This is a genomic window from Winogradskyella helgolandensis (assembly GCF_013404085.1).
Classification (GTDB): domain Bacteria; phylum Bacteroidota; class Bacteroidia; order Flavobacteriales; family Flavobacteriaceae; genus Winogradskyella; species Winogradskyella helgolandensis.
In genome coordinates this window covers 2,350,947-2,374,165 of the sequence record NZ_JABFHO010000001.1, presented here as the reverse complement: position 1 = coordinate 2,374,165, position 23,219 = coordinate 2,350,947, and the positions used below count along the sequence as shown (strand labels likewise).

At 34.0% G+C, this 23,219-nt stretch carries 27 protein-coding genes and 1 tRNA gene; 19 read left to right on the top strand and 9 right to left on the bottom strand.

Features of this window, described 5'->3' with window-relative positions:
* Positions 1-60 precede the first annotated feature (60 nt).
* The 6 genes from HM992_RS09890 to HM992_RS09865 all read right to left on the bottom strand — a co-directional run bounded on the left by HM992_RS09890 (position 61) and on the right by HM992_RS09865 (position 2,708).
* Complete coding sequence (locus HM992_RS09890; RefSeq protein ID WP_178984828.1) at positions 61-222, bottom strand: DUF1328 family protein; 162 nt, start codon at positions 220-222, stop codon at positions 61-63.
* Between the two features lie 196 nt (positions 223-418).
* Positions 419-868 carry a ferritin-like domain-containing protein gene (locus tag HM992_RS09885; RefSeq protein ID WP_179319551.1) on the bottom strand — a complete coding sequence of 150 codons (450 nt, stop codon included), beginning with the start codon at positions 866-868 and terminating at the stop codon, positions 419-421.
* A gap of 309 nt (positions 869-1,177) precedes the next feature.
* Positions 1,178-1,612: a hemerythrin domain-containing protein gene (locus HM992_RS09880; RefSeq protein ID WP_178984826.1), complete on the bottom strand. Its 435-nt coding sequence runs from the start codon at positions 1,610-1,612 to the stop codon at positions 1,178-1,180.
* A 204-nt stretch (positions 1,613-1,816) separates the two neighbouring features.
* Positions 1,817-2,023: a DUF6327 family protein gene (locus HM992_RS09875; protein ID WP_179319550.1), complete on the bottom strand. Its 207-nt coding sequence runs from the start codon at positions 2,021-2,023 to the stop codon at positions 1,817-1,819.
* Position 2,024: 1 nt separating this feature from the next.
* Entirely contained in the window at positions 2,025-2,372 is a 348-nt protein-coding gene (locus HM992_RS09870) for a hypothetical protein (protein WP_178984824.1), read from the bottom strand.
* 3 nt (positions 2,373-2,375) lie between these two features.
* Positions 2,376-2,708: a YtxH domain-containing protein gene (locus HM992_RS09865; protein ID WP_178984823.1), complete on the bottom strand. Its 333-nt coding sequence runs from the start codon at positions 2,706-2,708 to the stop codon at positions 2,376-2,378.
* A gap of 195 nt (positions 2,709-2,903) precedes the next feature.
* Between HM992_RS09865 and HM992_RS09860 the strand changes: the two genes are divergently transcribed.
* Positions 2,904-4,268, top strand: coding sequence for an NAD-dependent succinate-semialdehyde dehydrogenase (locus tag HM992_RS09860; RefSeq protein ID WP_179319549.1), 1,365 nt, complete (start codon positions 2,904-2,906; stop codon positions 4,266-4,268).
* A 12-nt stretch (positions 4,269-4,280) separates the two neighbouring features.
* Positions 4,281-4,433: a hypothetical protein gene (locus HM992_RS09855; RefSeq protein WP_178984821.1), complete on the top strand. Its 153-nt coding sequence runs from the start codon at positions 4,281-4,283 to the stop codon at positions 4,431-4,433.
* 33 nt (positions 4,434-4,466) lie between these two features.
* On the opposite strand, the gene HM992_RS09850 is transcribed toward HM992_RS09855, so the two are convergent.
* A complete protein-coding gene (locus HM992_RS09850; protein WP_178984820.1) occupies positions 4,467-5,426 on the bottom strand; it encodes a bile acid:sodium symporter family protein in 960 nt (319 codons plus the stop codon).
* Between the two features lie 166 nt (positions 5,427-5,592).
* On the opposite strand from HM992_RS09850, the gene HM992_RS09845 reads away from it, so the two are divergent.
* The 6 genes from HM992_RS09845 (at position 5,593) to HM992_RS09820 (ending at position 11,579) form a co-directional block, all read left to right on the top strand.
* Positions 5,593-5,958 carry a hypothetical protein gene (locus HM992_RS09845; protein WP_178984819.1) on the top strand — a complete coding sequence of 122 codons (366 nt, stop codon included), beginning with the start codon at positions 5,593-5,595 and terminating at the stop codon, positions 5,956-5,958.
* Between the two features lie 314 nt (positions 5,959-6,272).
* Complete coding sequence (locus HM992_RS09840; protein WP_179319548.1) at positions 6,273-7,196, top strand: hypothetical protein; 924 nt, start codon at positions 6,273-6,275, stop codon at positions 7,194-7,196.
* A gap of 2 nt (positions 7,197-7,198) precedes the next feature.
* A complete protein-coding gene (locus tag HM992_RS09835; RefSeq protein ID WP_179319547.1) occupies positions 7,199-9,187 on the top strand; it encodes a TonB-dependent receptor plug domain-containing protein in 1,989 nt (662 codons plus the stop codon).
* 1 nt (position 9,188) lies between these two features.
* Positions 9,189-9,578: a hypothetical protein gene (locus HM992_RS09830; RefSeq protein WP_179319546.1), complete on the top strand. Its 390-nt coding sequence runs from the start codon at positions 9,189-9,191 to the stop codon at positions 9,576-9,578.
* A 34-nt stretch (positions 9,579-9,612) separates the two neighbouring features.
* Positions 9,613-10,479, top strand: a complete 867-nt coding sequence (locus HM992_RS09825) for an MbnP family protein (protein WP_179319545.1) — start codon at positions 9,613-9,615, stop codon at positions 10,477-10,479.
* Between the two features lie 80 nt (positions 10,480-10,559).
* Positions 10,560-11,579 (top strand): cytochrome-c peroxidase, encoded by a 1,020-nt coding sequence (locus tag HM992_RS09820; protein WP_179319544.1) that lies wholly within the window; start codon positions 10,560-10,562, stop codon positions 11,577-11,579.
* Here HM992_RS09820 and HM992_RS09815 read toward each other — a convergent pair.
* Positions 11,576-11,956: a Fur family transcriptional regulator gene (locus tag HM992_RS09815; RefSeq protein WP_179319543.1), complete on the bottom strand. Its 381-nt coding sequence runs from the start codon at positions 11,954-11,956 to the stop codon at positions 11,576-11,578. The two genes, HM992_RS09820 and HM992_RS09815, sit on opposite strands and share 4 nt — an antisense overlap.
* Positions 11,957-12,080: 124 nt before the next feature.
* Here HM992_RS09815 and HM992_RS09810 point away from each other — a divergent pair, with 124 nt between their 5' ends.
* The 5 genes from HM992_RS09810 to HM992_RS09790 all read left to right on the top strand — a co-directional run bounded on the left by HM992_RS09810 (position 12,081) and on the right by HM992_RS09790 (position 16,706).
* Positions 12,081-12,470, top strand: a complete 390-nt coding sequence (locus HM992_RS09810) for a MerC domain-containing protein (protein WP_179319542.1) — start codon at positions 12,081-12,083, stop codon at positions 12,468-12,470.
* 59 nt (positions 12,471-12,529) lie between these two features.
* Entirely contained in the window at positions 12,530-12,823 is a 294-nt protein-coding gene (locus HM992_RS09805; RefSeq protein ID WP_179319541.1) for a hypothetical protein, read from the top strand.
* 136 nt (positions 12,824-12,959) lie between these two features.
* A complete protein-coding gene (locus HM992_RS09800) occupies positions 12,960-15,329 on the top strand; it encodes a TonB-dependent receptor (RefSeq protein WP_179319540.1) in 2,370 nt (789 codons plus the stop codon).
* A 23-nt stretch (positions 15,330-15,352) separates the two neighbouring features.
* The gene (locus HM992_RS09795) at positions 15,353-16,171 is read left to right on the top strand and encodes a DUF4625 domain-containing protein (protein ID WP_229720473.1); all 819 of its coding nucleotides are present in this window, start codon (positions 15,353-15,355) and stop codon (positions 16,169-16,171) included.
* A 55-nt stretch (positions 16,172-16,226) separates the two neighbouring features.
* Positions 16,227-16,706, top strand: coding sequence for a DUF4625 domain-containing protein (locus tag HM992_RS09790; RefSeq protein ID WP_179319539.1), 480 nt, complete (start codon positions 16,227-16,229; stop codon positions 16,704-16,706).
* Positions 16,707-16,965: 259 nt separating this feature from the next.
* Here the strand turns inward: HM992_RS09790 and HM992_RS09785 are convergent.
* Positions 16,966-17,040, bottom strand: a tRNA-Pro gene (locus HM992_RS09785).
* A 102-nt stretch (positions 17,041-17,142) separates the two neighbouring features.
* On the opposite strand from HM992_RS09785, the gene HM992_RS09780 reads away from it, so the two are divergent.
* Genes HM992_RS09780 through scpA form a run of 6 tightly spaced genes read left to right on the top strand, consistent with a single transcriptional unit; the run spans position 17,143 to position 23,211 of the window.
* Entirely contained in the window at positions 17,143-18,243 is a 1,101-nt protein-coding gene (locus HM992_RS09780; protein ID WP_179319538.1) for a PQQ-dependent sugar dehydrogenase, read from the top strand.
* Positions 18,240-18,668, top strand: a complete 429-nt coding sequence (locus HM992_RS09775) for a c-type cytochrome (protein WP_179319537.1) — start codon at positions 18,240-18,242, stop codon at positions 18,666-18,668. Before HM992_RS09780 ends, HM992_RS09775 begins: the two co-directional genes overlap by 4 nt.
* A 57-nt stretch (positions 18,669-18,725) precedes the next feature.
* Positions 18,726-19,331 (top strand): uridine kinase, encoded by a 606-nt coding sequence (udk, locus tag HM992_RS09770; RefSeq protein ID WP_179319536.1) that lies wholly within the window; start codon positions 18,726-18,728, stop codon positions 19,329-19,331.
* Entirely contained in the window at positions 19,331-19,657 is a 327-nt protein-coding gene (locus HM992_RS09765) for an FtsB family cell division protein (protein ID WP_179319535.1), read from the top strand. The genes udk and HM992_RS09765 overlap by 1 nt, the downstream gene beginning before the upstream one ends.
* Positions 19,650-21,032, top strand: coding sequence for a methylmalonyl-CoA mutase subunit beta (locus HM992_RS09760; protein WP_179319534.1), 1,383 nt, complete (start codon positions 19,650-19,652; stop codon positions 21,030-21,032). The genes HM992_RS09765 and HM992_RS09760 overlap by 8 nt, the downstream gene beginning before the upstream one ends.
* 55 nt (positions 21,033-21,087) lie before the next feature.
* A complete protein-coding gene (scpA, locus tag HM992_RS09755; protein ID WP_179319533.1) occupies positions 21,088-23,211 on the top strand; it encodes a methylmalonyl-CoA mutase in 2,124 nt (707 codons plus the stop codon).
* Positions 23,212-23,219 lie beyond the last annotated feature (8 nt).

Genomic DNA, 23,219 nt, shown 5'->3' with positions numbered 1-23,219 from the left:
TAGTCATGAACATATATAGGTTCACGACTATTTTTTTAATCGGTTTATATTTTGAGCTATTTACTTCTTAATTACTCCCTTAAATAAGGATAGTATAAAAAGCACTAAAAATATAAAGAATATAATTTTTGCTATTCCTGCTGCTGCTCCTGCGATTCCTCCGAATCCAAGAATGGCTGCAATGATTGCTATTATAACGAATGTGATTGTCCAACGTAACATATTTTTTGGTTTTTAGTTAATTAGATTAGTACTTCTAACCTTCTCTACAAAGATGGTTTATAATTCCAAAATAGATTTGCTCATACGCTATTGATCTTAACCGTATTACTTAGTGTTTACCGTCCTCTATAAATAAAAAACACGTATTCTTTTTTTAGAATACGCGCTCTTCAATTTATGATTATAGATTAAGATTCTATCTTAAATTCTCTAAGGATTTAACTTTAAATAAATCCGTTTCAATTATATTTTTCTGAGATAATAAAATAGATTTTGTACTGCTTGGCAAACTTGCTTCTTGCAATACCTCATCATATTCATCTACAGATGCTTTTTCGCCTCTAATAGCTTCTTCTAGCATCGATTCTTCATTATCCGCTGAAAATAGAGCCTTAACGTCCATCCATGTTCTATGAGCTGCACCTGTTAAACTTCCACCCTTATCCACATCTTCACCGAAAGCTCTGATTTCTGATTTAAGATCGTGTCCAAAAGTTCTTCTTTCTTGCGATTTACGATTAAAAAAAGTTCTTAATCCTGCATGTTCTGTATTCTCAGCTGCTTTAGCATATCCCTTTTCTGCATCGTAATTTTTCTCTAATAAACCATTAAGTTTATTTCCTACTTGTTCTGTGTATGTTGCCATTGTATGTGTGTTTTAATTTAAGGTAATTTTATAACCAAGATGCTTACCTTTTTACATCTATAGTGTTATTACTAACACAATTTAATACTCAAAAGTAGTTATCTTCTTATGGGTCCATTAATTCAAATGGCGGATAAATTAACGCTATTAATTACACTTTTAAATCTTAACATAAATTAAGAAAATCACAGCCTACAGTAATAAAAAGTGGTGTTAATGACACTTGTATAAAATAAAAAACTATCCTTTAAAAATTTTAAAGGATAGTGCTTTAGTCTAATTTTTCTTTTTCTTTACTTCACTTTATAATTACCTATGTTCATTCATATAGGCATTATATTTAACAGCCAATGCTTTTTTTTCTTTATCGTTAAATACCTTTCCGGATAATTGAAAAAACGTATGCTCTTCATCTTCTAAATGATGCTCTACCTTATCCTTCAAATTTTTGGCTATCTTTAACCAAGCTGAAGAATCCATTTCTGTTTTTTCCAATTGCTCAACTAGCTCATCTATTTCATGATGCTCAGCAATGCCATGTCTTGCATGTTCTTGCATCATATCTGTTGGAATTAACGGCTTATAAAAATGACGCTCTTCAGCATTAGCGTGCAGTTCTAATTCTTTACGTAATTCTTTAAATAAATCACTACGTGATTTAGTATCTCCAGAGGTGTCTACTAATTTGTCTAACAGATTGCGTTGAATGTCGTGATCATGTCTTATCGCTTCATATATATTCATAAGGCTTTATGTTTTAGTTGGTATAGTGTTTGCAATCAAAAATATACATACGTCCTATCTAAAATTGGCTCATACAGTTTAAAAGTTAACTGTTTTACAGAAGCTCATTGCTTAAATTTTGTAACAATTCAACTGTATTGAAGCAAAAGAGAAATTACATATTCTCGTGAGAAATAAAAAAAGAAAACCATTGTCACAGTACTTCTACTTTTTAAATATCCATTTCCTAATTAAGGCGATAAAACTGTATTTTCCAGTTAATTTTAAAGCCGAACTTACCCAATTTAAGGGTTCTAAATCTTCCTTAAACTCATTTTTGGTTAACTTGAGTTCTTCCCAAGCAATATCGCGCTCTAGCTTAAAACGTTTTAAATCGTTATCTATGTCTTCAAATGTGGTGTATGGCTCCATATTAATTAAAAAATTTATGTCCTACTTTCTTTATAATGTACGAATTCAATTTTGCTCGCATCAAATAAATGATAATCGAAATCACCACATAAATAAGACCGACTAATAAGAACCCAATTGAATGACTATTGTACATATAGCCCAATTCTAAAGCTCCTGCAATAGACAAAAACACTAATCCTGCAAACAAAAGACTTCCAACCGCTAAAATCTTAGCCACTAAACTCAATGAGAGGGAAAGTTGTTGAAAAATCTTTAATCTAAAATATTGGTGAGACGCTCTTATATAGCGCTCACCAATTTGAGAAGCTTTTTCTGTAGTGTGATTTATGTCATTAAATACACTCATGGATTAGGCTTTTTTCTGTAATGTTTTATTCTTTGCTTTTAAATCTTTCAGTCTTGACTCTAATGTGGTAATCACATCTTCTGCTTTATAACTTGCATTAGAAACTATAGCCTCTACTTGATCATCTAAATTTTCTCTTTGTGTAGAAATTGTATTTCCTAAAGAATCTCTTAATTCAACAGCTTTCTCTGCCATTAAATCTCTTTTAGTTGCGGCTTCGTCTGCAATTCTTTGTCGTGTTACACTACCTTTATCTGGCGCAAATAAAATTCCAAGGACTGCTCCTACTGCTGTTCCTGCTAATATTCCTAAAACTGTATTTCCGTTATTACTCATGATGTTATGTTTTTATGTTAATTTTAATGTTCAGCGCGTTGCTGTGATACAAAGATATATACAACACCTACTAAAGCTTAACTCTTTAGATATGGATATTAGCTGTAATGCTATTTAGGATTAGCGTTAAACATTTTAGTAATCGAATTAACTAATTTTATTGAATAACTTTAAATTTGAAGAACACCAAAAATTATGAAAACAAGTATTAAAACATATAACCCTTATAATGGAAATCATCTTGAAACTTACAAGCTAGACTCAAAACCCATAATAAAGGAAAAATTACTGTTAGCAGATCAAACTTTCAAAACATGGAAGCAGTTTGAAATTGAAGAACGTGTTGAATTACTTCAAAACTTGGCTGATGAATTATATAAAAATAAGCAGAAACTGAGTGACCTAATGACCGAGGAAATGGGCAAGCCCATTCTTGAAAGTAAAGCTGAAATTGAAAAATGCATCTACCTAATAGACTTTTACATAAAAAATGCGGAACAATTTCTACAAGATGATCTTATTAATACCGAAGCACACGAAAGTTTTATAAGTTACGATCCACTAGGTTGTATTTTGGCCGTTATGCCTTGGAATTTTCCTTTTTGGCAAGTCTTCCGGTTTGCTGTTCCGACGTTAACAGCCGGAAATGTGGCGCTTTTAAAACATGCCTCTAATGTTACTGGCTGTGCTATTGCAATTGAAAAATTATTCTTAGATGCCGGATTTCCAAAAGGTTGTTTTCAAACGCTCATTACAGATCATGAGAATATTGAAAAACTAATGGAAAACGATAGTGTAAAAGCAGTGTCTTTAACTGGAAGCGAAAATGCAGGACGTAAAATTGCAGAACTCGCTGGTAAAAACTTAAAGCCATCGCTTTTAGAGTTAGGTGGAAGCAATGCCTGTATCATTCTAGCAGATGCCGATTTAGACAAATATATTGACACCATCGTTAAAGCTAGAATGCTAAATTCTGGACAAAGTTGCATCGCAGCAAAACGATTTATTGTCGTAGAATCTATTTATGACGACTTCATTAAAAAATTCACTTCCAAAGTGAAGGAATTAAAATATGGAGATCCAACAAAAGAAGACACCACAATATCTTGTTTGGCGCGTGAAGATTTAGCTAAAGAATTAGAAACCCAAGTACAAAAATCAATTGATAGAGGTGCCAAAGTAGCACTAGGACATAAGCGAGAAGGTGCTTATTACCAACCCACAATTTTAACTGATGTAACAGCGGAAATGCCAGTATTTAAAGAGGAAACTTTTGGTCCTGTTGCAGCTGTTGTAAAAGTAAAAAACGAGGATGAAGCCTACCTAACCGCAGCCAATTCTAAATTTGGTTTAGGCACTATGGTTTTTACTTCAGATTATGAAGCTGCTACAGATCGTATTTCAGAAATTGAAGACGGAGGCTTTTTTATCAATGAAATGGTAAAATCAGATCCACGACTACCATTTGGAGGCACCAAAATTTCAGGTTTTGGTCGCGAATTATCAAAAGAAGGTATGCTAGCCTTCGTAAATATTAAAACAGTTTATATTAACAAATAAAACAAAGAAATTATGAAGTTTGTAAAAGAAGAAGAGGATGAAACAAGAGATTATATCCTTCAAAAAGACACTAAAACAAAATTTGGAGCCAAAATTATAATTCTGATACTTATCGTTTTAGTTGGAGCTGTAGTGGCTTCCGGAATTCACTTTAAATGGTTTTAAAATATTAGAAAAGCACATGATTAATTTAAATATTTAATCACGTGCTTTTTTTGATGCTATAACACTGATTATTAATATTTGTGTCGCGTGAAACAACATTAATGGCAACAACACAATACCCAATGCAGCCATATTACCGAATAGTATTTTAGAAAAAACAGTCCCATGGACTAGTGATTTTTTAGTACCACAAAATTGTGCTGTAATTTGATCTTCCTTATTGAGATGGAATTTTCTAGCAATAATACCTGTTAATGAATAAACAATTACAAATAACACAATCACCCCAATAAATAGTAAAAGTAGGTCTACAATAGAAACAACACTAAACATATTATTGTAAAATGAAGCTGCAAAACTCTTATAGATTATTAAAAGAATAATAGACTTATCAAACAAGGTTAATTTACTACTGTACTTACGAGCCAACTCTCCTAAGTAACGCTGCAAAAAGAGACCCAAAACTACAGGTAAAATAATTTGAATAATGAGTTTGAGATAAATATCAGTAAAGTCAAAATCCGTTTGTGTATTATCTATAAACAATCCCATCCAAAGTGGAGTAATAAGAATACCTATAATGCCTGAAATGCTAGCATTAAAGATAGCTGCAGGAATATTTCCTTTGGCTATTGATACCATCACAACAGATGATGAAACCGTTGATGGTAATGCTGCCAAGAAAAAGAAAGCTAACCAAATAGTTTCTTGTGCTTCACTTTGAATTAAGGGACGACATAACAAAATCAACAATGGAAACAATAAAAATGTTGAGCCTTGCACTAAAAGATGCAACTTCCAATTTTTGAGTCCGGCTTTAAGTTGCGTTGGGTTGAGTTTAAGTCCGTAAAAAAAGAATATAAACGAAATTCCGATCGCACTAATCGTGTCTATAGGTATATTACTACTTTCTATTCCCCATTCTGGAAAAAAATAAGCAAATATTATTATTACAATAATAGATAGGACGAATTTATCAATCTTAATACTCATGTACAGACTCTGGTGGCTTTATTTAATACGCTAAAATAACATCAAATAATCACATAAAAGAAAAGCTATGGATCTTAATTAATGTCAAATCTAAATCGCTTTATGTTATCAAAATAACACATTTAAAAAATTAGGAAGTTTTTAAAAAAAATTAGAACTTCGCGTTGTGAAAACAGCTACACTTTTTTTAGCATTGTTTATGCTTTTAAAACCGACTATTCCCTTTGTGGAATACGCTGCTTTTTATGATTATATTAAAAATGAACTTTGTGTTAATAAAGACAAGCCAGAATTAGCTTGTAATGGTAAATGCCATTTAAAACAAGAATTAGCCAAAGCTTCAGATTCTGAAAAAAGCAACGATAAAAACCATTCGTCTTCTACAGAACAGCATGTTGTTTTTTATCAAGATATTTTTGACAACAATTTAGTTGTGGTCTCAAAAGAACAGAATTCACAAATAGAACCATCTTATAATAAAATTTATGAATTCGATTTTATGAATTTTATTTTTCATCCTCCACTGGTTTAATTTTAAATAGAAACTCAATAATTTATAAAACCTTTGTTTAGCTAATTGCGATGCAAAATGGTAATGCAATACCCTATACTTTTTTATTCAGAAATAATTAAATCGTATAAGACAGTGTTGCTTTAAAATTGACATAATCAATTTTGAACACGAGTTTTCCATTTATATCCTGTAGCTGTAATTATGACAATAATTGTCGTACTACACTCCTCATTTGAGTTGATGCTATTACTTTTTAAAAGGCGTCAACCAATCCAATTTGAGCCTGCTACATTTTCAAGTTTTTTTTTTTTTAAATAAAACACCCATAAGTGATGAAAAAATTCATGCTTTTTGCGGCTACACTATATGTTGTAGTAACATCTTGTACCCTAGACAAAACCGATTACGAAGCTGATATAAACACCGTAGTTACTGAACATTTTGATTATGAAAATGTCGTTTCCATAACTGAAGGTAACTATCAAATTAATATCACAGCTTTAAACGGAACACTGTATAAAGGTTATAATGAGATTCGTTTAAATATCACCAATACGCAAACTAATGAAAGTTTAAGCACGTCTGAAATCACGTTTTTGCCAATTTTAACGAACTATAATGGCAACACCAATTCTTGTCCTCATCAATATAATTTAGAATATAATGCTGAAGACGATTATTACTCTGGCTATTCAGTATTCACTAGTGAAACTAATGATTCAGAAGACTGGAAATTCTATCTTTCCTTTACAGATAACGGACAAACCTATTCAGTAATTCAAGATATAGTCGTTGAAGAGCAAATTAACATGAACTTGAACATGACTGAATTTACAGGAAGCGATGGTGAACACTATTTTATAGCCTTAGTAGCTCCTCAGAAACCTAAAATTGCAGAAAACGAATTGGTTGCAGGCATTTACAAATACAATCAACCGACAGGTGAAGCAGGTATTTTTCCAGACCCTTCACAGTTTTCATATTCAGAAGTAGAAGACTACACCTTATTACTAGACCCTAGAATGCCAGAACCTTCCATGGGAAATCATTCCTCTCCAAACAATGTAGATTTAACTCAAGGAGAAGATAGTTTGTATTACGGAATAGTGAATTATACCATGACCGGAAACTGGACTTTAAATTTTAGATTTCAAAATTCGTACGGAGAGATTATTAAAGGCACAGAAGTCTCAACAGAATTTACACCTGGTATTGAAGGAGCCAGAAGTGAATTGCATATCGATATATTATTTTAATAATGAAAAGATTCATAACATTAATAATATTGCTTTTTGTTGGTCTATACGCTACTGCTCAAAACACAGAGACTAAGAAGGATAGTGTTGTAGCTCTAGACGAGGTTCAATTAATTACTATCATCAAAAAGAAAATTGAAACCGATATGAAAATGGCCGTTTCAGTTGATGAGTTTTTAGCGTCTTCAGATCAAATTAGTTTTATTAAACGTGGTGCTTATGCTTGGGAACCTTTATTGAATAATATGAGCTCGGAACGCTCCACCATCACTATTGATGGTATGCATGTTTTTGGTGCCTGTACCGACAAAATGGATCCTATCACCTCTTATGTTGAGAGTAATAATTTAGCTTCGATTGATATAAAATCTGGACAAGAAGGAAACATGCATGGTGCCACTGTTGCAGGAAGTATTGATTTAAAACGAAAAAGCACTCCTTTCAATCTTTCTAAAACATGGAGTGGAGCTTATCAAACCGGATTTGAAATTAATAACAAGCAGTTTTTCAACCTAGCGAATGCCTCTTATTCTAGTAACAAATTTGTTGCCGATGGAAGTTTAGCCTACCGAAACGCAGAAAATTATAGTGATGGCAATAACGATGACGTCAACCACTCGCAATTTACTAAATTCAATGCGTCTCTAGGCTTAGCTTATAAAACGAGTGAATTGTCCTCTGTAAAATTAGAAGCTATTTACGATCAAGCCAATGATGTTGGTTATCCTGCATTACCCATGGATTTATGGTTATCACGCGCCCTAATTACCTCAGCAACTTATAAACAAGTATTTGAAGAGGGTTTATTTAGAGCCTTAGACACAAAAATCTATTTTAATGCTATAGAACATTATATGGATGATACGACCCGTCCTGAAAATCTAGTGCACATGGACATGCCAGGCTGGAGTACTACCTATGGTTTACTCTCTAAAACTAACATTAAACAGAATCGTTTTAGTTCCGAAATTCAACTTAATGCTTATAATAATTTATCTACAGCAGAGATGCGCATGTATCCACAAGATCGCAGTGAACGCAGTATGTTTGCCTATAGTTGGCCTGCAGTTACTACGACCTTTGCTGGACTTTCTATAAATAACGCTTGGGAAATTTCAGATCAAAGCCAACTGAATTTTGGTGGTTCTTTGGGTGTCAATTACAACCACTCTAAATATGTGGAATTCAATTGGATTTTTCATCCAGGCACACCTCAAGAAAAAACAAGACTACTACCTAGTTTACACGCAGGTTATCAGTTAGATATTAACAAGTTCAATTTTTCAGTTGGTGGTGGTTATGGCCACAGAGCACCTTCTGTTTCTGAAGGCTATGGCTATTACATTTACAATAGTTTTGATCGTTACGATTATATAGGTAATCCAGATCTTGAAAATGAAATTTCATATGAAGGTAATGCCAGTGCTGGTTATAAAGATGATAAATTTAGCTTACAAGCTAACGTGAATTACTTCTACATTGAAAATTATATCATTGGTCGTATTTTAAGTTTAGGTAGCCCAATGAATTACCAATCTATTGGAGTTAAAGGCTACACCTCTTTAGACTATTCTACTTTATTTAATTTTTCACTCAATGGAAGCTACACTATTTTAGACGATTTGCATTGGAAAGGCGTCTTAACTTATGCACGTGGAAAAGATGAAAACGAAAACAATTTGCCATTCATTAGACCTTTAAGCTACCAATCATCATTACATTATAAATATAACAGGTTCAATTTTCAAACGTCGGTTAATGGCGATTTAGAGCAAATCCATTACAGTCCAGAATACGGAGAAGACCAAACACCATCGTATACCATTTGGAATTTATCTGCCGACTATACCTTCAGAATTAAAGACTATAGAACTGTGATTCAAATTGGGGCAGAAAACATTCTAAATGAATATTATAGTACTTATGCAGACTGGGGAAACATCCCAAGAATGGGGCGAAACATTTTCACTTCTTTAAAATTCAATTTCTAGGATGATGCAAAAAGTTTTTAGTTACATAATGACCATCATGTTTCTGTTTGTTGTTTCGCAGCAAGCAGTCGTTATTATGCACTTTAAACTCAATCAAAAAGCGATTACAGAACAATTTTGTATCAATAAAAATAAACCTGAATTACAATGTAACGGAAAGTGTCATTTAAGTAAGGAACTACAAGAAACAGAAAACTCCGATTCAGAAAAAATAATGACCACCAAAAATTTGGATTTGGTGTTTTATTCTAATCAAGAATTTGAAACAGAAACTAAAAAGGGCATTAAAAACAATGTGAAAATGATTTATATAGAGTTTCATCACTCGGAACCCTATCTGGAAATATTAGTACCACCACCGATGCAAATCACAAATTTTAAACGTACTTAATATCAAAAAAAATCAATTAACAAAAATTAAAAAAATGAAAAATCTTAAAACATATATTTTATCAGCAGCTGTATTAGTGGCTTTCATGTCTTGTAGTAGTGATGATGAAGATAATAGAGTTGCAAATAACGTGACCTTAGAATTCAATAATACGTTTGGAAACACTCCTATTGTACTTGGAGATGCAACGTCAACTTCAGCTACAGTAAACACTTCTGATGCTGGACAAACTCACCACTTTGAAGAACTGAAATATGTTATTAGTAACATTCGTCTAATAAAGGCAGATGGCACTGAAATCCCTTATAACGTCAATGATTTAGATAATGGAGCTACTGTTGTTAATCAGGCTAATTCAGAAACCTTAAGTTATGTGTTAAGTGAAATTCCTGTTGGAGATTACACTGAGATAAAATTTGGTTTAGGGGTACGCTCTGATTTAAACACACTAGACCAAGTGAGTTTCCCTAATTTCTACAACAATGCAGGCTCAAATGAAACTGAAATGCATTGGGAATGGGGAACAGGATACCGTTTCACTAAACTTGAAGGTTTCTACGATACGGATAATAAAACATTGTCGTTCCATTCTGGAAGCACATTAGAAGGTGAAGAAGGTAATTATACTCAAGGTGTTAATGCATACAGAGATATCACATTAGCATTACCTACTACAGCAACTGTTGGCAATAGCGCACCTACAATAACTATAAAAGCTGATTTTGATTATTTCTTAAGTGGAGACAGCCATACAGTGACGTTGGTTTCAACTGAAGATATTACTAACAACGCAACACCAAGTGCTCATACGGCTACTGAAATGATGAAGTTTGTAGAAAATATCGGTGGTAATGGTACAACAGACCTTACAGGAATGTTCTCTATTACTTCAGTAGAATAAACTTAAATTTTTAACGAGTCGGCTTTAAGATGGAATACTCTGGCCGACTCTTTAATCGTTTTATAAAATGTCTTAATACAATGAAAAACATATTACGCAGTATTGCAGTGGTTCTTTTATTTACAGGGTGTAGCAGTGATGACTCTGAGCTAATAGCTTATGACAATCCTGAATTAGCATTAGAAATCCCAACAGATTTCCCTGAACTCAATAGTGCATTTTACAGCAATAAACCAACGCAATATGGAGTTGAATTAGGAAAGAAATTATTCTTTGATAAGCAATTGAGTGCCGATAATACCATTTCATGTTCTAGTTGCCATATTCAAGAAAGTGCCTTTGCAGACCACAACCCTAAAGCTATTGGTATTGAGGGACGAATAGGACTTCGTAATGCTCCGCCAGTACAAAACATGGCATTTATGCAATTTTATAATTGGGATGGTAATAAACTTCAATTAGAAAATCAACCTTTAGTCCCTATTATTACACATGAAGAAATGGATTCTTCAATTTTAGAAGTTATGGCTAAGCTTGAAAACGACCCAACATATGTTGAGTTATTTAATAAGGCTTTTGATGGCGAAGGAATCACGGCAGATGGTATTTATAACAGTATCGCTCAATATGAATATACACTGATATCTTCAAACAGTAAATACGATAAAGTAAAACGTATCGAAGGTGAAACATTTACAGAAAGTGAAGCTGAAGGCTATACTGTTTTTCAAAATAAATGCATCAGTTGCCACAGTACAGAATTATTCACCGATCAAAGTTTTAGAAATATAGGATTTCCGTTAAATCCTGATTCCGAAGAAGGAGGACGCTCAAGAATTACAGGTCTCACTGAAGATTACATGCGTTTTAGAGTCCCAAGTCTAAGAAATATTGAGCACACAGCACCTTACGGTAGTTTTGGTCAATTTGCAACTTTAGAGGATTTGCTCGATTATTTAGATACTGGAGTTTTAGAAGCTGATAATCTTGATCCTATTTTAAAAGACAATAACAATAGAATCCCACTGTCAGAAGAAGAAAAAACAGATGTAATTGCTTTTATGAGAACCTTAAGCGATTCTGAATTTTTAGGGCTTTAAGATTGCGAACACTTTTTACACACTCCTGTTAAAACACAGTTTACATTTTCTACCAAATAACCTGCTGGTATTGAAAAATTAACTTCATTAGGAAGACATTCTAATGTTTCACAAACAGTACATTTAAAATGAAAATGTTGATGCTCTTGATGCGTTTCATCACAACCATCACATAAAGCAAAATATTGTTTACCGTCTTCTGCAATCACTTTGTGCAACACACCATCATCACAAAACCGATTTAACACGCGATAAATTGTCGCTCTATTAATATCAATCGTAATTTCCTCTTCAATGGCATCCTGACTCATCGCTCTCCCGGCTTTAGTAATAACACTTAAAACAGCGTCTTTAGTAGGTGTATTTCTTCTTTTCATTGTTAATGCGATTTATTTGCAATAATTTATTGCGACAGCTTTGCAATATTATAAATAAATAATATATTTGCAAAACCAACTAATGCGACATTATCGCTTTTAAACGCAATTTAAGTTAAACGAAGTGAATTCAATAAAAAACAACACCTTAGATCTTATAGCATTAACAAGCTCTTTAATTTGTGCCATTCATTGTGCTATTTTTCCAATACTACTTTCGTTTTCCTCTCTAAGTAGCTTATATTTTTTAAATAACCAAATCATTGAGTGGGCATTTATAAGTCTTGGCATTGTCTTTTTATTCACTTCTCTTTGGCCAAGTTATAAAAATAACCATCATAATACTAAGCCTTTAAAAATCGCCTTATTTGGATTTGCATTTATAGCTATAGGGCGCCTTCACTTAACACATTTATGGGAAATAATTAATACCGTTATCGGAGCAACCTTATTAGCTGTAGCACATTATTCTAATTGGAAATTATTACGCTCAACGCATAAAGAAAAGCACTAAAAAACAACTCCAACTTATTAAAAATTAAATTTAAAATTAATAAATGTTCTAATTGCTAAATGAAAAACAGCATCACATATATATTTATTATTCTTTTTCTTTCCATAAAAATGGTTGGACTTCATGCCTTGACTCATGAAGACGATAAGAGTGAAGATATACACTGTGCCGTTTGTGATTATGCTGTACTTCATAATTTAACTCCTACTCTAACCCCAGAACCACAAGATTTTTCAATTGAAAATACCGAATTAGAAATTCCGCGTAGTATTATAAAACATTATAGTTTTATAACCTCTAACGCTATTGCGTCTAACCAACAATTTTCTAGACCTCCACCTTTTATACTATAAGCATTTTCTATACTTTTTACTATTTCAGCATCCGTTTCGTTTAATAATTATACGATTAATGCTATCTATTTACATACGTATAGGCATTGTAAAGTTCGCTCTTAAGAACAGTTATTCAAATCTTATAGTCCACATTATGTTACACAGAATACTGAGTTTATGGCTATGTTTTAGCTTAAGCTCAACGGTATTTGCTCAAAATTCTTTTCAAATAAAAGGATCAATAGTAAACAGCAATACCTTACAACCCATAGAAGGCGCCAATATTATTGGAGAAAGCCTATATGCTATTTCATCACCTACAGGAACATTCACTATAAATAATGTAGCTGAAGGCACCTACTCCTTCACTATATCTCATTTAGGTTACGCATCTAAAACAATTACTATTAAGGTAGGTCCTAATATGGAAGAACTAAAAATTCTCTTAGATGAATCTACCATTGCACTTAACGAAATAGAAGTTAATGGTAAAACAAAAAAAAGAGTCAATAAAGAGTCACCTGTAGTTTCTCACGTCGTGACCAAAGAATTTCTTGCTAACAACCGAGAAAATAGCTTGATGCAAACCTTAAGTAAAATACCAGGTGTCAGTACGATTAAAATTGGTTCAGGACAATCTAAACCTGTCATTAGAGGTTTAGGGTTTAATAGAGTTGCTGTGGTTCAAAATGGTATAAAACATGAAGCGCAACAATGGGGAAATGACCATGGTTTAGAAATAGACCAATATGGCATTGAAAACATTCAGATTGTAAAAGGACCTGCTTCTTTAGTTTATGGTTCAGATGCTATTGCTGGAGTTGTAGATATTCAACCCAATGCTATTCCATTAATGCATTCCTTTAGTGGCGAAGTTAACCTTTTGGGCGAAAGCAATAATGATTTATTAGGCGTTTCGGCAGGTGTACAAGCACGAAGCCATAATTGGTTTTACAGAGGTCGATTAACGTACAGAGATTATGGGGATTATAAAGTACCTACAGATCAAATTAATTATGAAAATTACATCTTTACCTTACACGACAATAATTTACGCAACACTGCAGGAAAAGAAGCCAATGCCAGTTTCAGTTTAGGTTATGTTTCAGACCATATCACATCAGAAACCACAATTAGTAATGTCAATGCTAAAAATGGCTTTTTTGCCAATGCGCATGGTTTAGAAGTAAGAACATCACGCATCGATTACGACAATTCTAATAGAGATATCGACCTACCTTATCATAAGGTGAACCATTTTAAGATTTCCAATAATACGTCGATAGCTTTAGACAATCACACCATTCAGCTCGATTTAGGCTTTCAAAATAATTTAAGAGAAGAACATTCCGAACCAACACCTCATGGTTACATGCCAACACCTCCAAATACTAAGGAGCGTGGATTTCATAAAAACACGTTTTCGCTAAATGTAAAAGATGCCTTTAAACCCAATGACAAACACAATCTTGTTACCGGTGTCAATGTCGAATTTCAAGACAACACCTTAAGTGGCTGGGGATTTTTAATACCGGAATACACGCGTTTTACAGTCGGTGCTTTTGCTTTTGATCAATACGAAATCAATTCAGATTTACATCTTTTAGCAGGTGTACGCTATGATTTTGGACAAATAAATAGCAAATCGTATTTTGATTGGTATCCTTCTACCATCAATAATACCAATGGTTCTACTTCGTATGTCTATTTACAAAGAGCACAAGACAAAACGCTCGATTTTGGAAATGTTAGTGCTTCTGTAGGCTTAAGTTATATTCTAAACCATACTACCTTCAAAATAAATGCAGGGAAAAGTTTTAGAATACCTTTACCTAATGAATTAGCCTCAGATGGTGTGAATTACCACATGTATCGTTATGAAAAAGGTAATCTCAATTTAGATCCTGAAGAATCCTATCAACTAGATATTGATATCGACCATACAACCAAGAACTTTAGTATTGGAGTAAGTCCTTTTGTCAATTTTTTCGAAAACTTTATTTATTTAAATCCAACGTCTAACTATTACGAGACCTTACAAATTTACGAATACACACAGAGTAAGGTTTTTAGAGCAGGTGGTGAACTAAGAGCAAGCACTAGTATCATAAATAATTTAGACTTAAATGCTTCTGCAGAATACGTGTATTCAAGACAAACTAGTGGTCCTAAAGAAGGGTTTACCATTCCATTTTCACCGCCTTTATCAGGACTATTCTCCGCTAGCTATCAATTTAAAGATGTATTCTTTTTTAAACAACCACAGCTGAGTGCCGATTATAGAATTACGGCAGCACAAGATGAAATTGTACCTCCAGAAGAACAAACAAATGGCTACCAAGTCTTAACCATGTCATTACTAACCCAATTGAACTTATATAAAACTATGAATCCTTTAGAAGTGAAATTGAAACTCAATAATGTATTCAACACTAAATATTACGACCACACCAGCTTTTATCGTTTAATCGACGTTCCAGAAGCTGGAAGAAACATCTCAATAGCATTAACACAAACATTTTAATAATCACAAATAAATCAAAAACAATGAAAACAAACACTTTAAACATTACAACAAATCTTATGAAAACAAATTTTAAATTTTTAGCAATTATCGCTTTTTTCGGAATCCTTTTAAATTCGTGTAGTAGTGATGACGACAACGGTTCACCGACACTTAATGCACCAGAAATAACTAGTTTTGAATACGGAGAAGGCAGTGTACACTCAACAGACCAGGTTGCTTATAAAGGTTCGGATATTCACATCGAAGCCGAAATAAATGCCGAAGCTGTAGTGAGTAGCATCACGCTTATCATCCATGCGCATGATTTAACACCTGGCGAAGGAGAAGTAGATTGGGATTATGAAAACGTTTACACCGACGCTAATTTGTTGGTTATAAATCCTACATTTCATAAGCATGTAGATGTTCCAACGAATATTCCTGCTGGCGAATACCACATTGAATTAATCGTAACTGATGAACTAGGTAATAGCACAGAAATCGACGGCCATTTAGAAATTTTAGATTATATCACTTTAAGTGATTTCTCTATAGACACTACAGCCGTAAGAGGTGATGATTTTCATGCTGAGTTTTTCGTAGAGGCCTTAAATGGTATTCATAATATAACCGTAGATGTACATGCACATGGACTTACAGTTGGCGAAGGTGAAGTTGAATGGGATCAAGAATACGAATATACAGAAGGGTATCATGGCTTAACTGAAGTAGAATTCCACCAGCATATTGTTGTACCTGCAAATGCACCAACTGGCGAATACCACATCATTTTTACAGTTGAAGATGAAGAAGGTAACACCAAAGACTATGAAACTCATATCGATATTACAGCATCTTAACAATTAATTATACCGCATAGTACTAATCATACTATGCGGTTTTAAACATTAAAAAATGAAATTGATTTCAAAATATTTCAACTTGTTAATTATAACACTACTCATTACATCATGTTCTAGTGATGATAGTGTTAGCATTGATGAACAAAAGCCCACTATTAGCATTAATTATTCTGAAGGCTTTCCTCAAGCCTGTGAACAACTCGTAAAAGGTGAAACCTACATTTTTAAAGCGCAGCTTACCGATAACAAAGCACTAGCGTCTTATAGCTTAGACCTTCATAATAATTTTGATCATCATACCCATGATGACCAAGGAGAGGTATGTGATTTAGAACCGATAAAAGATGCCATAAACCCATTAATATATATGGAGAATTTCAATATCGAGGGTGGATTGACGACTTATGAAATTAATATCAGTATCACAATTCCTGATGATATTGACACAGGTGATTACCACTGTTCCTATTCGGTAACTGATGAAACAGGTTGGCAAAGTAGAACCTCTGTTGATATAAAAATTGTAGAATAGAACATTTATAATTATTTAAACACATTTAAGTTAGTCTTATAATGTGTTAAAGTGCCGGCATAATAAAGCTGGCACTTTCTACATAAACTTTTAACGCATTAAGAAAGCATCTGTAATTTTTAAGCACCTCCTTATCTAAAGTAAACTCATGATAGTTAAAGAAAGTGGACGATTCTACTTTTTCAAGATACTTTGACAACGTTAATAATAAATAAAAAAAGCTCTATAAAAATAATTTATAGAGCTTTCTGTTAAAAAGTCGGGGTGGCAGGATTCGAACCTGCGGCCTCCACGTCCCAAACGTGGCGCGATAACCGGGCTACGCTACACCCCGAAGTTGTATTCCCAATTTCGGACTGCAAATATATAGTTTTTCTTTAAAATCCAATAACATTTATTAACTTTAAAGTTTTAATCTTTTTTATACCTGAATATCATGACTATGAAAAACATCATTATCGGATTAATTCTCACTAGCACACTAGCTTGTGCGCAAGATAAAAATCCGAAAAATCTAGAGAACACTCACGAAGTTATAGTTTCTGATATTAATATTCCTTGGGGTTTCACCTTTCTTCCTGATGATTCGATGCTAATTACAGAAAAATCAGGGGAACTTATTCTTTTTAAAGATGGAAAGAAAACAAGTATTTCTGGCCTACCTGAAATCTATGTGCGTGGCCAAGGTGGATTATTAGATATTATTCTACATCCCGATTATGACCAAAATGGGTGGATTTATTTTTCTTATGCCTCCTCTGAAGGTGAAGGCGACGGAGGAAATACATCTATAGCAAGAGCAAAACTTGAAAACAATAGTTTAACAAATTTACAAGTTCTATATAAAGCGACTCCAAATACTACCAAAGGACAACATTTTGGATCGCGCTTAGTTTTTGATGATGAAGGTTACCTTTATTTTTCCATTGGAGAACGCGGAAACCGAGATGAAAACCCTCAAGACATCACTAGAGATGGCGGAAAAATTTATCGTCTCAATGATGATGGTTCTATCCCTGAAGACAATCCTTTTGTTAATGACGCTGAAGCTAAAGCGGCTATTTACTCTTATGGTCATAGAAACCCACAAGGCATGATACTTCATCCAAATTCAAGACAAATTTGGACTCACGAACATGGCCCTAAAGGTGGTGACGAAATAAACATCATAGCACCTGGTAAAAATTACGGTTGGCCTGTTATTAGCTATGGCGTCAATTATGTTGGCACAAAATTTACAGACATCACTGAAAAAGAAGGTATGGAACAACCCATTCATTATTGGGATCCTTCAATTGCACCTAGCGGAATGGCATTTATTAATAGTGATAAATATGGTGATTGGGAAGGTAACCTTCTCGTAGGATCCCTAAAATTTCAATATTTAGATATGTGCACTTTAAAAGACAATAAAGTGATAAAAGAAGAACGTCTACTCGATGGATTAGGACGCGTAAGATGTGTAGAACAAGGACCGGACGGTTTTATTTATGTAGGTATAGAAAATTTAGGCATTGTAAAATTAATTAGAAAATGAAAAGACTAATTCTTTTAGGCGTTTCAATAGTGGTATTCGCTTCATGTAATTCAAACACTAAAAAAACGAATCTAGTTGCAGCCAATCAAGATTCACCACAGCTTAAAGAAAGTATGGAGCGTGGTAAAATTGTTTATGAAGATATGTGTATCACCTGTCATTTACCAGATGGCAAAGGTGTACCTAGAGCATTTCCTCCATTAGCAGATTCAGATTATTTAAGAGATAACCAAACAAAAAGTATCAAAGCAGCCAAATATGGCATGTCTGGAGAAATTGTGGTAAACGGCATTACCTATAATAGCACCATGGCACCTTTAGGACTTTCAGACGAAGAAGTTGCTGATGTTATCAACTATATTAACAACAGTTGGGGAAACACAATTGACCACTTTGTAACTCCCGAGAAAGTTTCCAAATTATAAATTCACAATTCTACTTAAATAATTAAATTTGCAACAGTCAAACAAATCAAAATTTATATGCTCATTATAGGAATCGCAGGTGGTACAGGCTGCGGAAAAACTACTGTTGTAAATACTATTTTAAAAGAATTACCAGAAGGACAAGTTGGTGTTATTTCGCAAGATTCTTATTATAAAGACACGTCGCATCTAAGCTTTGAGGAACGTGTTAAAATTAATTTTGATCACCCAAGATCAATTGATTTTGAATTATTAGAAGAACACCTCAAGGAATTAAAAAAAGGAAACTCCATCAACCAACCGGTTTACTCATTTGTAAAACATAATCGTACCGGAGATATTATTGTCACGAAACCACGAAAAGTAATGATTGTTGAAGGGATATTAATATTATCTCATGCTGAAATCCGTGAGCTTTTTGATATTAAAATTTATGTTCATGCGGATTCTGACGAGCGCTTAATACGACGTTTAAGACGAGATATCACAGAACGAGGTCGAGACATCAACGAGGTGCTTCAACGCTACCAATCCACATTAAAACCCATGCATCAGCAGTTTATTGAACCGATGAAAGAATATGCTGATATCATTATCCCAAATAACAAATACAATACAGTTGCTGTAGATATCGTTAAAACCATAATCAACGAACGCTTGTAATGTCTAAATTCAATATTAAATATCTAAAACCATTTAAGAACATTTATGTCCTCGTACTCATTGTTTTTGTGGTTTGGATGTTATTTTTTGACGCCCATTCATGGCTATTTCATCATGAGTTGAATGGCGACATTAACGAATTAGAATATCAAAAAGAACACTACCGTAACGAGATGGCAAAAGACAACAAAGCCATTAAAGAACTGAGTACAGACGAAGGTATTGAACGTACAGCACGTGAAACCTACTACATGAAAAAGCCCAACGAAGATATCTTCATTATAGAATACGAGGATAGTATTCCGAAACATAAAAAAGATGAGTAAATCATTATTTAATGACTTTCAACCCATGTCCTCAAAAGCATGGAAACAGAAAATACAAGTAGATCTCAAAGGTGCAGATTACAACGACGTACTAATCTGGAAGACCAATGAAGGCATTAATGTGAAACCATTTTACCATGCCGATGATTTTAAAACATTACCAGAAATTTCAAAGAGTAAAGCCACTGATTGGAAAATCTGCCAAGCTATAACGGTAACAGATGCCAAAACTGCGAATTCAAAAGCTTTAGATGCCATAAATCGTGGTGCAGAAAGTTTAATATTTAATATTGAATCAGAAATTATTTCCATTAAGGATTTGTTTCAAGATATTGACTTAACTAAAACAAATGTTGATATTAAATGTAATTTTCTTTCTAAAGACTATGTCGAAAACATCCTTGATGTCACACTGAGCGCAGTCGAAGAGTCTCGAGTAAATATCCATACAGACATCATAGGCCACCTAGTAAAAACAGGTAATTGGCATAAGAACCTCAACGACGATCACAGCAAGTTTAAAACGATTGTAACATCAACCAATCAAATTAGTATCAATTTAGGGTTGTATCAAAATGCAGGATCAACCATTGTACAGCAATTAGCTTATGGCCTAGCACATGCTAACGAATATTTAAATCATCTCGATAAGGCCATTCCGAGCGAAGCGAAGCAATCTCTACAAGTAACATTTAATTTGTCAGTCGGCTCAAACTACTTCTTTGAAATTGCAAAAATCAGGGCATTACGCCAATTATGGACAACATTAGCTTCTGAATATGATGTAAATACAGACTGTAGAATCATTGCTACTCCGAGTAAACGTAATACAACCATTTACGATTACAACATCAATATGTTACGAACCACAACCGAATGCATGAGTGCTATTCTAGGTGGAGCAAATGTAATCTGCAACATACCATACGACGCTTTATTTCATAAGTCAAACGAATTTGGAGAACGTATTTCGAGAAATCAACTCTTAGTCTTAAAGAATGAAAGCTACTTTGACAAAGTAAATAATCCTACGGATGGATCTTATTATATTGAAAGTCTAACTGAACAATTGGCCGAAAAAGCATTAATTCTTTTTAAAGATATTGAAGCGAATGGAGGCTTTTTAAGCCAGCTAAAAGAAGGCACCATTCAGCGAAAAATTAAAGAAAATGCCACTAAAGAGCAAGCCGATTTCGATGCTAAAAAATTAGTACTACTAGGAACAAACAGGCACCCAAATTCAGAAGATAAAATGAAAACTGATTTAGAAATTAGTCCGTTTTTAAAAATCGAAAAGCGCAAAACTTTAATTGAACCAATTATTGAGAAAAGATTATCTGAAAAATTGGAAACCAAAAGATTAAGCAAAGAGTAAAACTCACTATAGAAAAAACCTATAGTAGCTTTACACCCTTAAAAACACAGGCACAATGTCAAGAAAAAATCTTCAACATATAACTCTAAAGAACGACGCGCAAAGCTTAAATCCTAAAGAAGAAAACTCTTTTTTAACAGCCGAAAATATCACTGTAAAATCATCATATTCAAAAGCGGATATTCAAGATATAGAACACCTCAACTTTGTTGCTGGCATCGCGCCAAATCTTCGTGGACCATATTCAACTATGTATGTCCGCAGACCATGGACGATTAGACAATATGCTGGATTTTCAACAGCAGAAGAGAGTAATGCTTTTTACAGAAGAAATCTAGCTGCAGGCCAAAAAGGTCTTTCAGTTGCTTTTGATTTAGCAACCCATAGAGGTTACGATTCCGATCACGAACGTGTGGTTGGTGATGTTGGAAAAGCTGGTGTGGCTATCGATTCTGTCGAGGACATGAAAATTTTATTCGATCAGATTCCGCTAGATAAAATGTCAGTGTCAATGACCATGAATGGAGCCGTATTGCCTATTATGGCATTTTATATTGTAGCAGCCGAAGAACAAGGAGTTCAACCCGATCAACTCGCAGGAACCATTCAGAATGACATTCTAAAAGAGTTTATGGTACGAAACACCTACATCTACCCACCTACTCCTTCCATGAAGATTATCTCTGATATCTTTGAATACTCTAGTCAGAATATGCCAAAATTCAACAGTATCAGTATTTCAGGTTACCACATGCAAGAAGCAGGAGCCACTTGCGATATAGAATTAGCATACACCTTAGCAGACGGGCTTGAATATATTAGGAAAGGGCTTGGAGCCGGAATGGATATTGACACCTTCGCTCCGAGATTATCTTTCTTTTGGGCCATTGGCATGAATCACTTTATGGAAATAGCCAAAATGCGCGCAGCACGAATGCTTTGGGCAAAACTCGTAAAGCAATTTAATCCTAAGAATCAAAAATCATTAGCTTTAAGAACCCACTGCCAAACTTCTGGTTGGAGTTTAACCGAGCAAGACCCTTTTAACAACGTAGCAAGAACCTGTATTGAAGCTTCTGCAGCTGCATTTGGCGGCACACAAAGCTTACACACTAACGCCTTAGACGAAGCCATTGCTTTACCAACAGACTTTTCTGCTCGTATCGCAAGAAATACACAGATTTACTTACAAGAAGAAACGCATATTACAAAAACGGTTGACCCTTGGGCTGGCAGTTATTATGTTGAAAAACTAACTGACGATATTGTTGGAAAAGCGTGGGAACTCATCCAAGAAGTAGAAGCGTTAGGTGGTATGACCAAAGCTATTGAGGCTGGTATTCCCAAATTACGAATCGAAGAAGCTGCAGCTCGAAAACAAGCTAGAATAGACTCATCACAGGATATCATTGTTGGAGTCAATAAATACCGCTTAGAACAAGAAGACGAAATTTCCACATTAGAAGTTGACAACCAAACTGTTAGACTACAACAAATTGAACGCTTAAACAACATCAAAGCAAATCGTGATAATACAGCCGTAACCGAAGCATTATCAAAATTAACAAAAGCCGCTAAAACAAATGATGAAAATTTATTAGCTTTAGCAGTAGATGCCGCAAGAAAACGTGCCACTTTAGGTGAAATAAGCGATGCATTAGAAGCTGAATTCGGACGACATAAAGCACAAATTAAATCATTTTCAGGAGTGTACAGTAAAGAAATAAAAGACGATAAGAGCTTTCAAAAAGCAAAAGAACTCGCCGACCAATTTGCAGAACAAGATGGTCGCAGACCAAGAATCATGATTGCAAAAATGGGACAAGATGGTCACGACAGAGGAGCAAAAGTAATAGCTACAGGTTACGCTGACGTTGGTTTTGATGTAGATATTGGACCACTCTTCCAAACACCAAAAGAAGCCGCTAAACAAGCTGTAGAAAATGATGTGCATATTTTAGGCATATCTTCCTTAGCAGCAGGACACAAAACACTAGTACCTCAAGTCATAGAAGAACTAAAAAATTATGGTCGCGATGATATTATGGTGATCGTGGGAGGTGTTATTCCAAAGCAAGATTACCAATTCTTATTTGACGCAGGAGCAGCTGCCGTTTTTGGACCTGGCACTAAAATTAGTGATGCTGCTATTCACATATTAGAAATCTTAATTGATTAAAATGAAAA

Excerpts from the sequence above, each read along its gene's own strand:
- HM992_RS09890 (WP_178984828.1), bottom strand. The coding sequence starts at position 222 with ATGTTACGTTGGACAATCACATTCGTTATAATAGCAATCATTGCAGCC.
- HM992_RS09885 (WP_179319551.1), bottom strand. The coding sequence starts at position 868 with ATGGCAACATACACAGAACAAGTAGGAAATAAACTTAATGGTTTATTA.
- HM992_RS09880 (WP_178984826.1), bottom strand. The coding sequence starts at position 1,612 with ATGAATATATATGAAGCGATAAGACATGATCACGACATTCAACGCAAT.
- HM992_RS09875 (WP_179319550.1), bottom strand. The coding sequence starts at position 2,023 with ATGGAGCCATACACCACATTTGAAGACATAGATAACGATTTAAAACGT.
- HM992_RS09870 (WP_178984824.1), bottom strand. The coding sequence starts at position 2,372 with ATGAGTGTATTTAATGACATAAATCACACTACAGAAAAAGCTTCTCAA.
- HM992_RS09865 (WP_178984823.1), bottom strand. The coding sequence starts at position 2,708 with ATGAGTAATAACGGAAATACAGTTTTAGGAATATTAGCAGGAACAGCA.
- HM992_RS09860 (WP_179319549.1), top strand. The coding sequence starts at position 2,904 with ATGAAAACAAGTATTAAAACATATAACCCTTATAATGGAAATCATCTT.
- HM992_RS09855 (WP_178984821.1), top strand. The coding sequence starts at position 4,281 with ATGAAGTTTGTAAAAGAAGAAGAGGATGAAACAAGAGATTATATCCTT.
- HM992_RS09850 (WP_178984820.1), bottom strand. The coding sequence starts at position 5,426 with ATGAGTATTAAGATTGATAAATTCGTCCTATCTATTATTGTAATAATA.
- HM992_RS09840 (WP_179319548.1), top strand. The coding sequence starts at position 6,273 with ATGAAAAAATTCATGCTTTTTGCGGCTACACTATATGTTGTAGTAACA.
- HM992_RS09835 (WP_179319547.1), top strand. The coding sequence starts at position 7,199 with ATGAAAAGATTCATAACATTAATAATATTGCTTTTTGTTGGTCTATAC.
- HM992_RS09830 (WP_179319546.1), top strand. The coding sequence starts at position 9,189 with ATGATGCAAAAAGTTTTTAGTTACATAATGACCATCATGTTTCTGTTT.
- HM992_RS09825 (WP_179319545.1), top strand. The coding sequence starts at position 9,613 with ATGAAAAATCTTAAAACATATATTTTATCAGCAGCTGTATTAGTGGCT.
- HM992_RS09820 (WP_179319544.1), top strand. The coding sequence starts at position 10,560 with ATGAAAAACATATTACGCAGTATTGCAGTGGTTCTTTTATTTACAGGG.
- HM992_RS09815 (WP_179319543.1), bottom strand. The coding sequence starts at position 11,956 with ATGAAAAGAAGAAATACACCTACTAAAGACGCTGTTTTAAGTGTTATT.
- HM992_RS09805 (WP_179319541.1), top strand. The coding sequence starts at position 12,530 with ATGAAAAACAGCATCACATATATATTTATTATTCTTTTTCTTTCCATA.
- HM992_RS09800 (WP_179319540.1), top strand. The coding sequence starts at position 12,960 with ATGTTACACAGAATACTGAGTTTATGGCTATGTTTTAGCTTAAGCTCA.
- HM992_RS09795 (WP_229720473.1), top strand. The coding sequence starts at position 15,353 with ATGAAAACAAACACTTTAAACATTACAACAAATCTTATGAAAACAAAT.
- HM992_RS09790 (WP_179319539.1), top strand. The coding sequence starts at position 16,227 with ATGAAATTGATTTCAAAATATTTCAACTTGTTAATTATAACACTACTC.
- HM992_RS09780 (WP_179319538.1), top strand. The coding sequence starts at position 17,143 with ATGACTATGAAAAACATCATTATCGGATTAATTCTCACTAGCACACTA.
- HM992_RS09775 (WP_179319537.1), top strand. The coding sequence starts at position 18,240 with ATGAAAAGACTAATTCTTTTAGGCGTTTCAATAGTGGTATTCGCTTCA.
- udk (WP_179319536.1), top strand. The coding sequence starts at position 18,726 with ATGCTCATTATAGGAATCGCAGGTGGTACAGGCTGCGGAAAAACTACT.
- HM992_RS09765 (WP_179319535.1), top strand. The coding sequence starts at position 19,331 with ATGTCTAAATTCAATATTAAATATCTAAAACCATTTAAGAACATTTAT.
- HM992_RS09760 (WP_179319534.1), top strand. The coding sequence starts at position 19,650 with ATGAGTAAATCATTATTTAATGACTTTCAACCCATGTCCTCAAAAGCA.
- scpA (WP_179319533.1), top strand. The coding sequence starts at position 21,088 with ATGTCAAGAAAAAATCTTCAACATATAACTCTAAAGAACGACGCGCAA.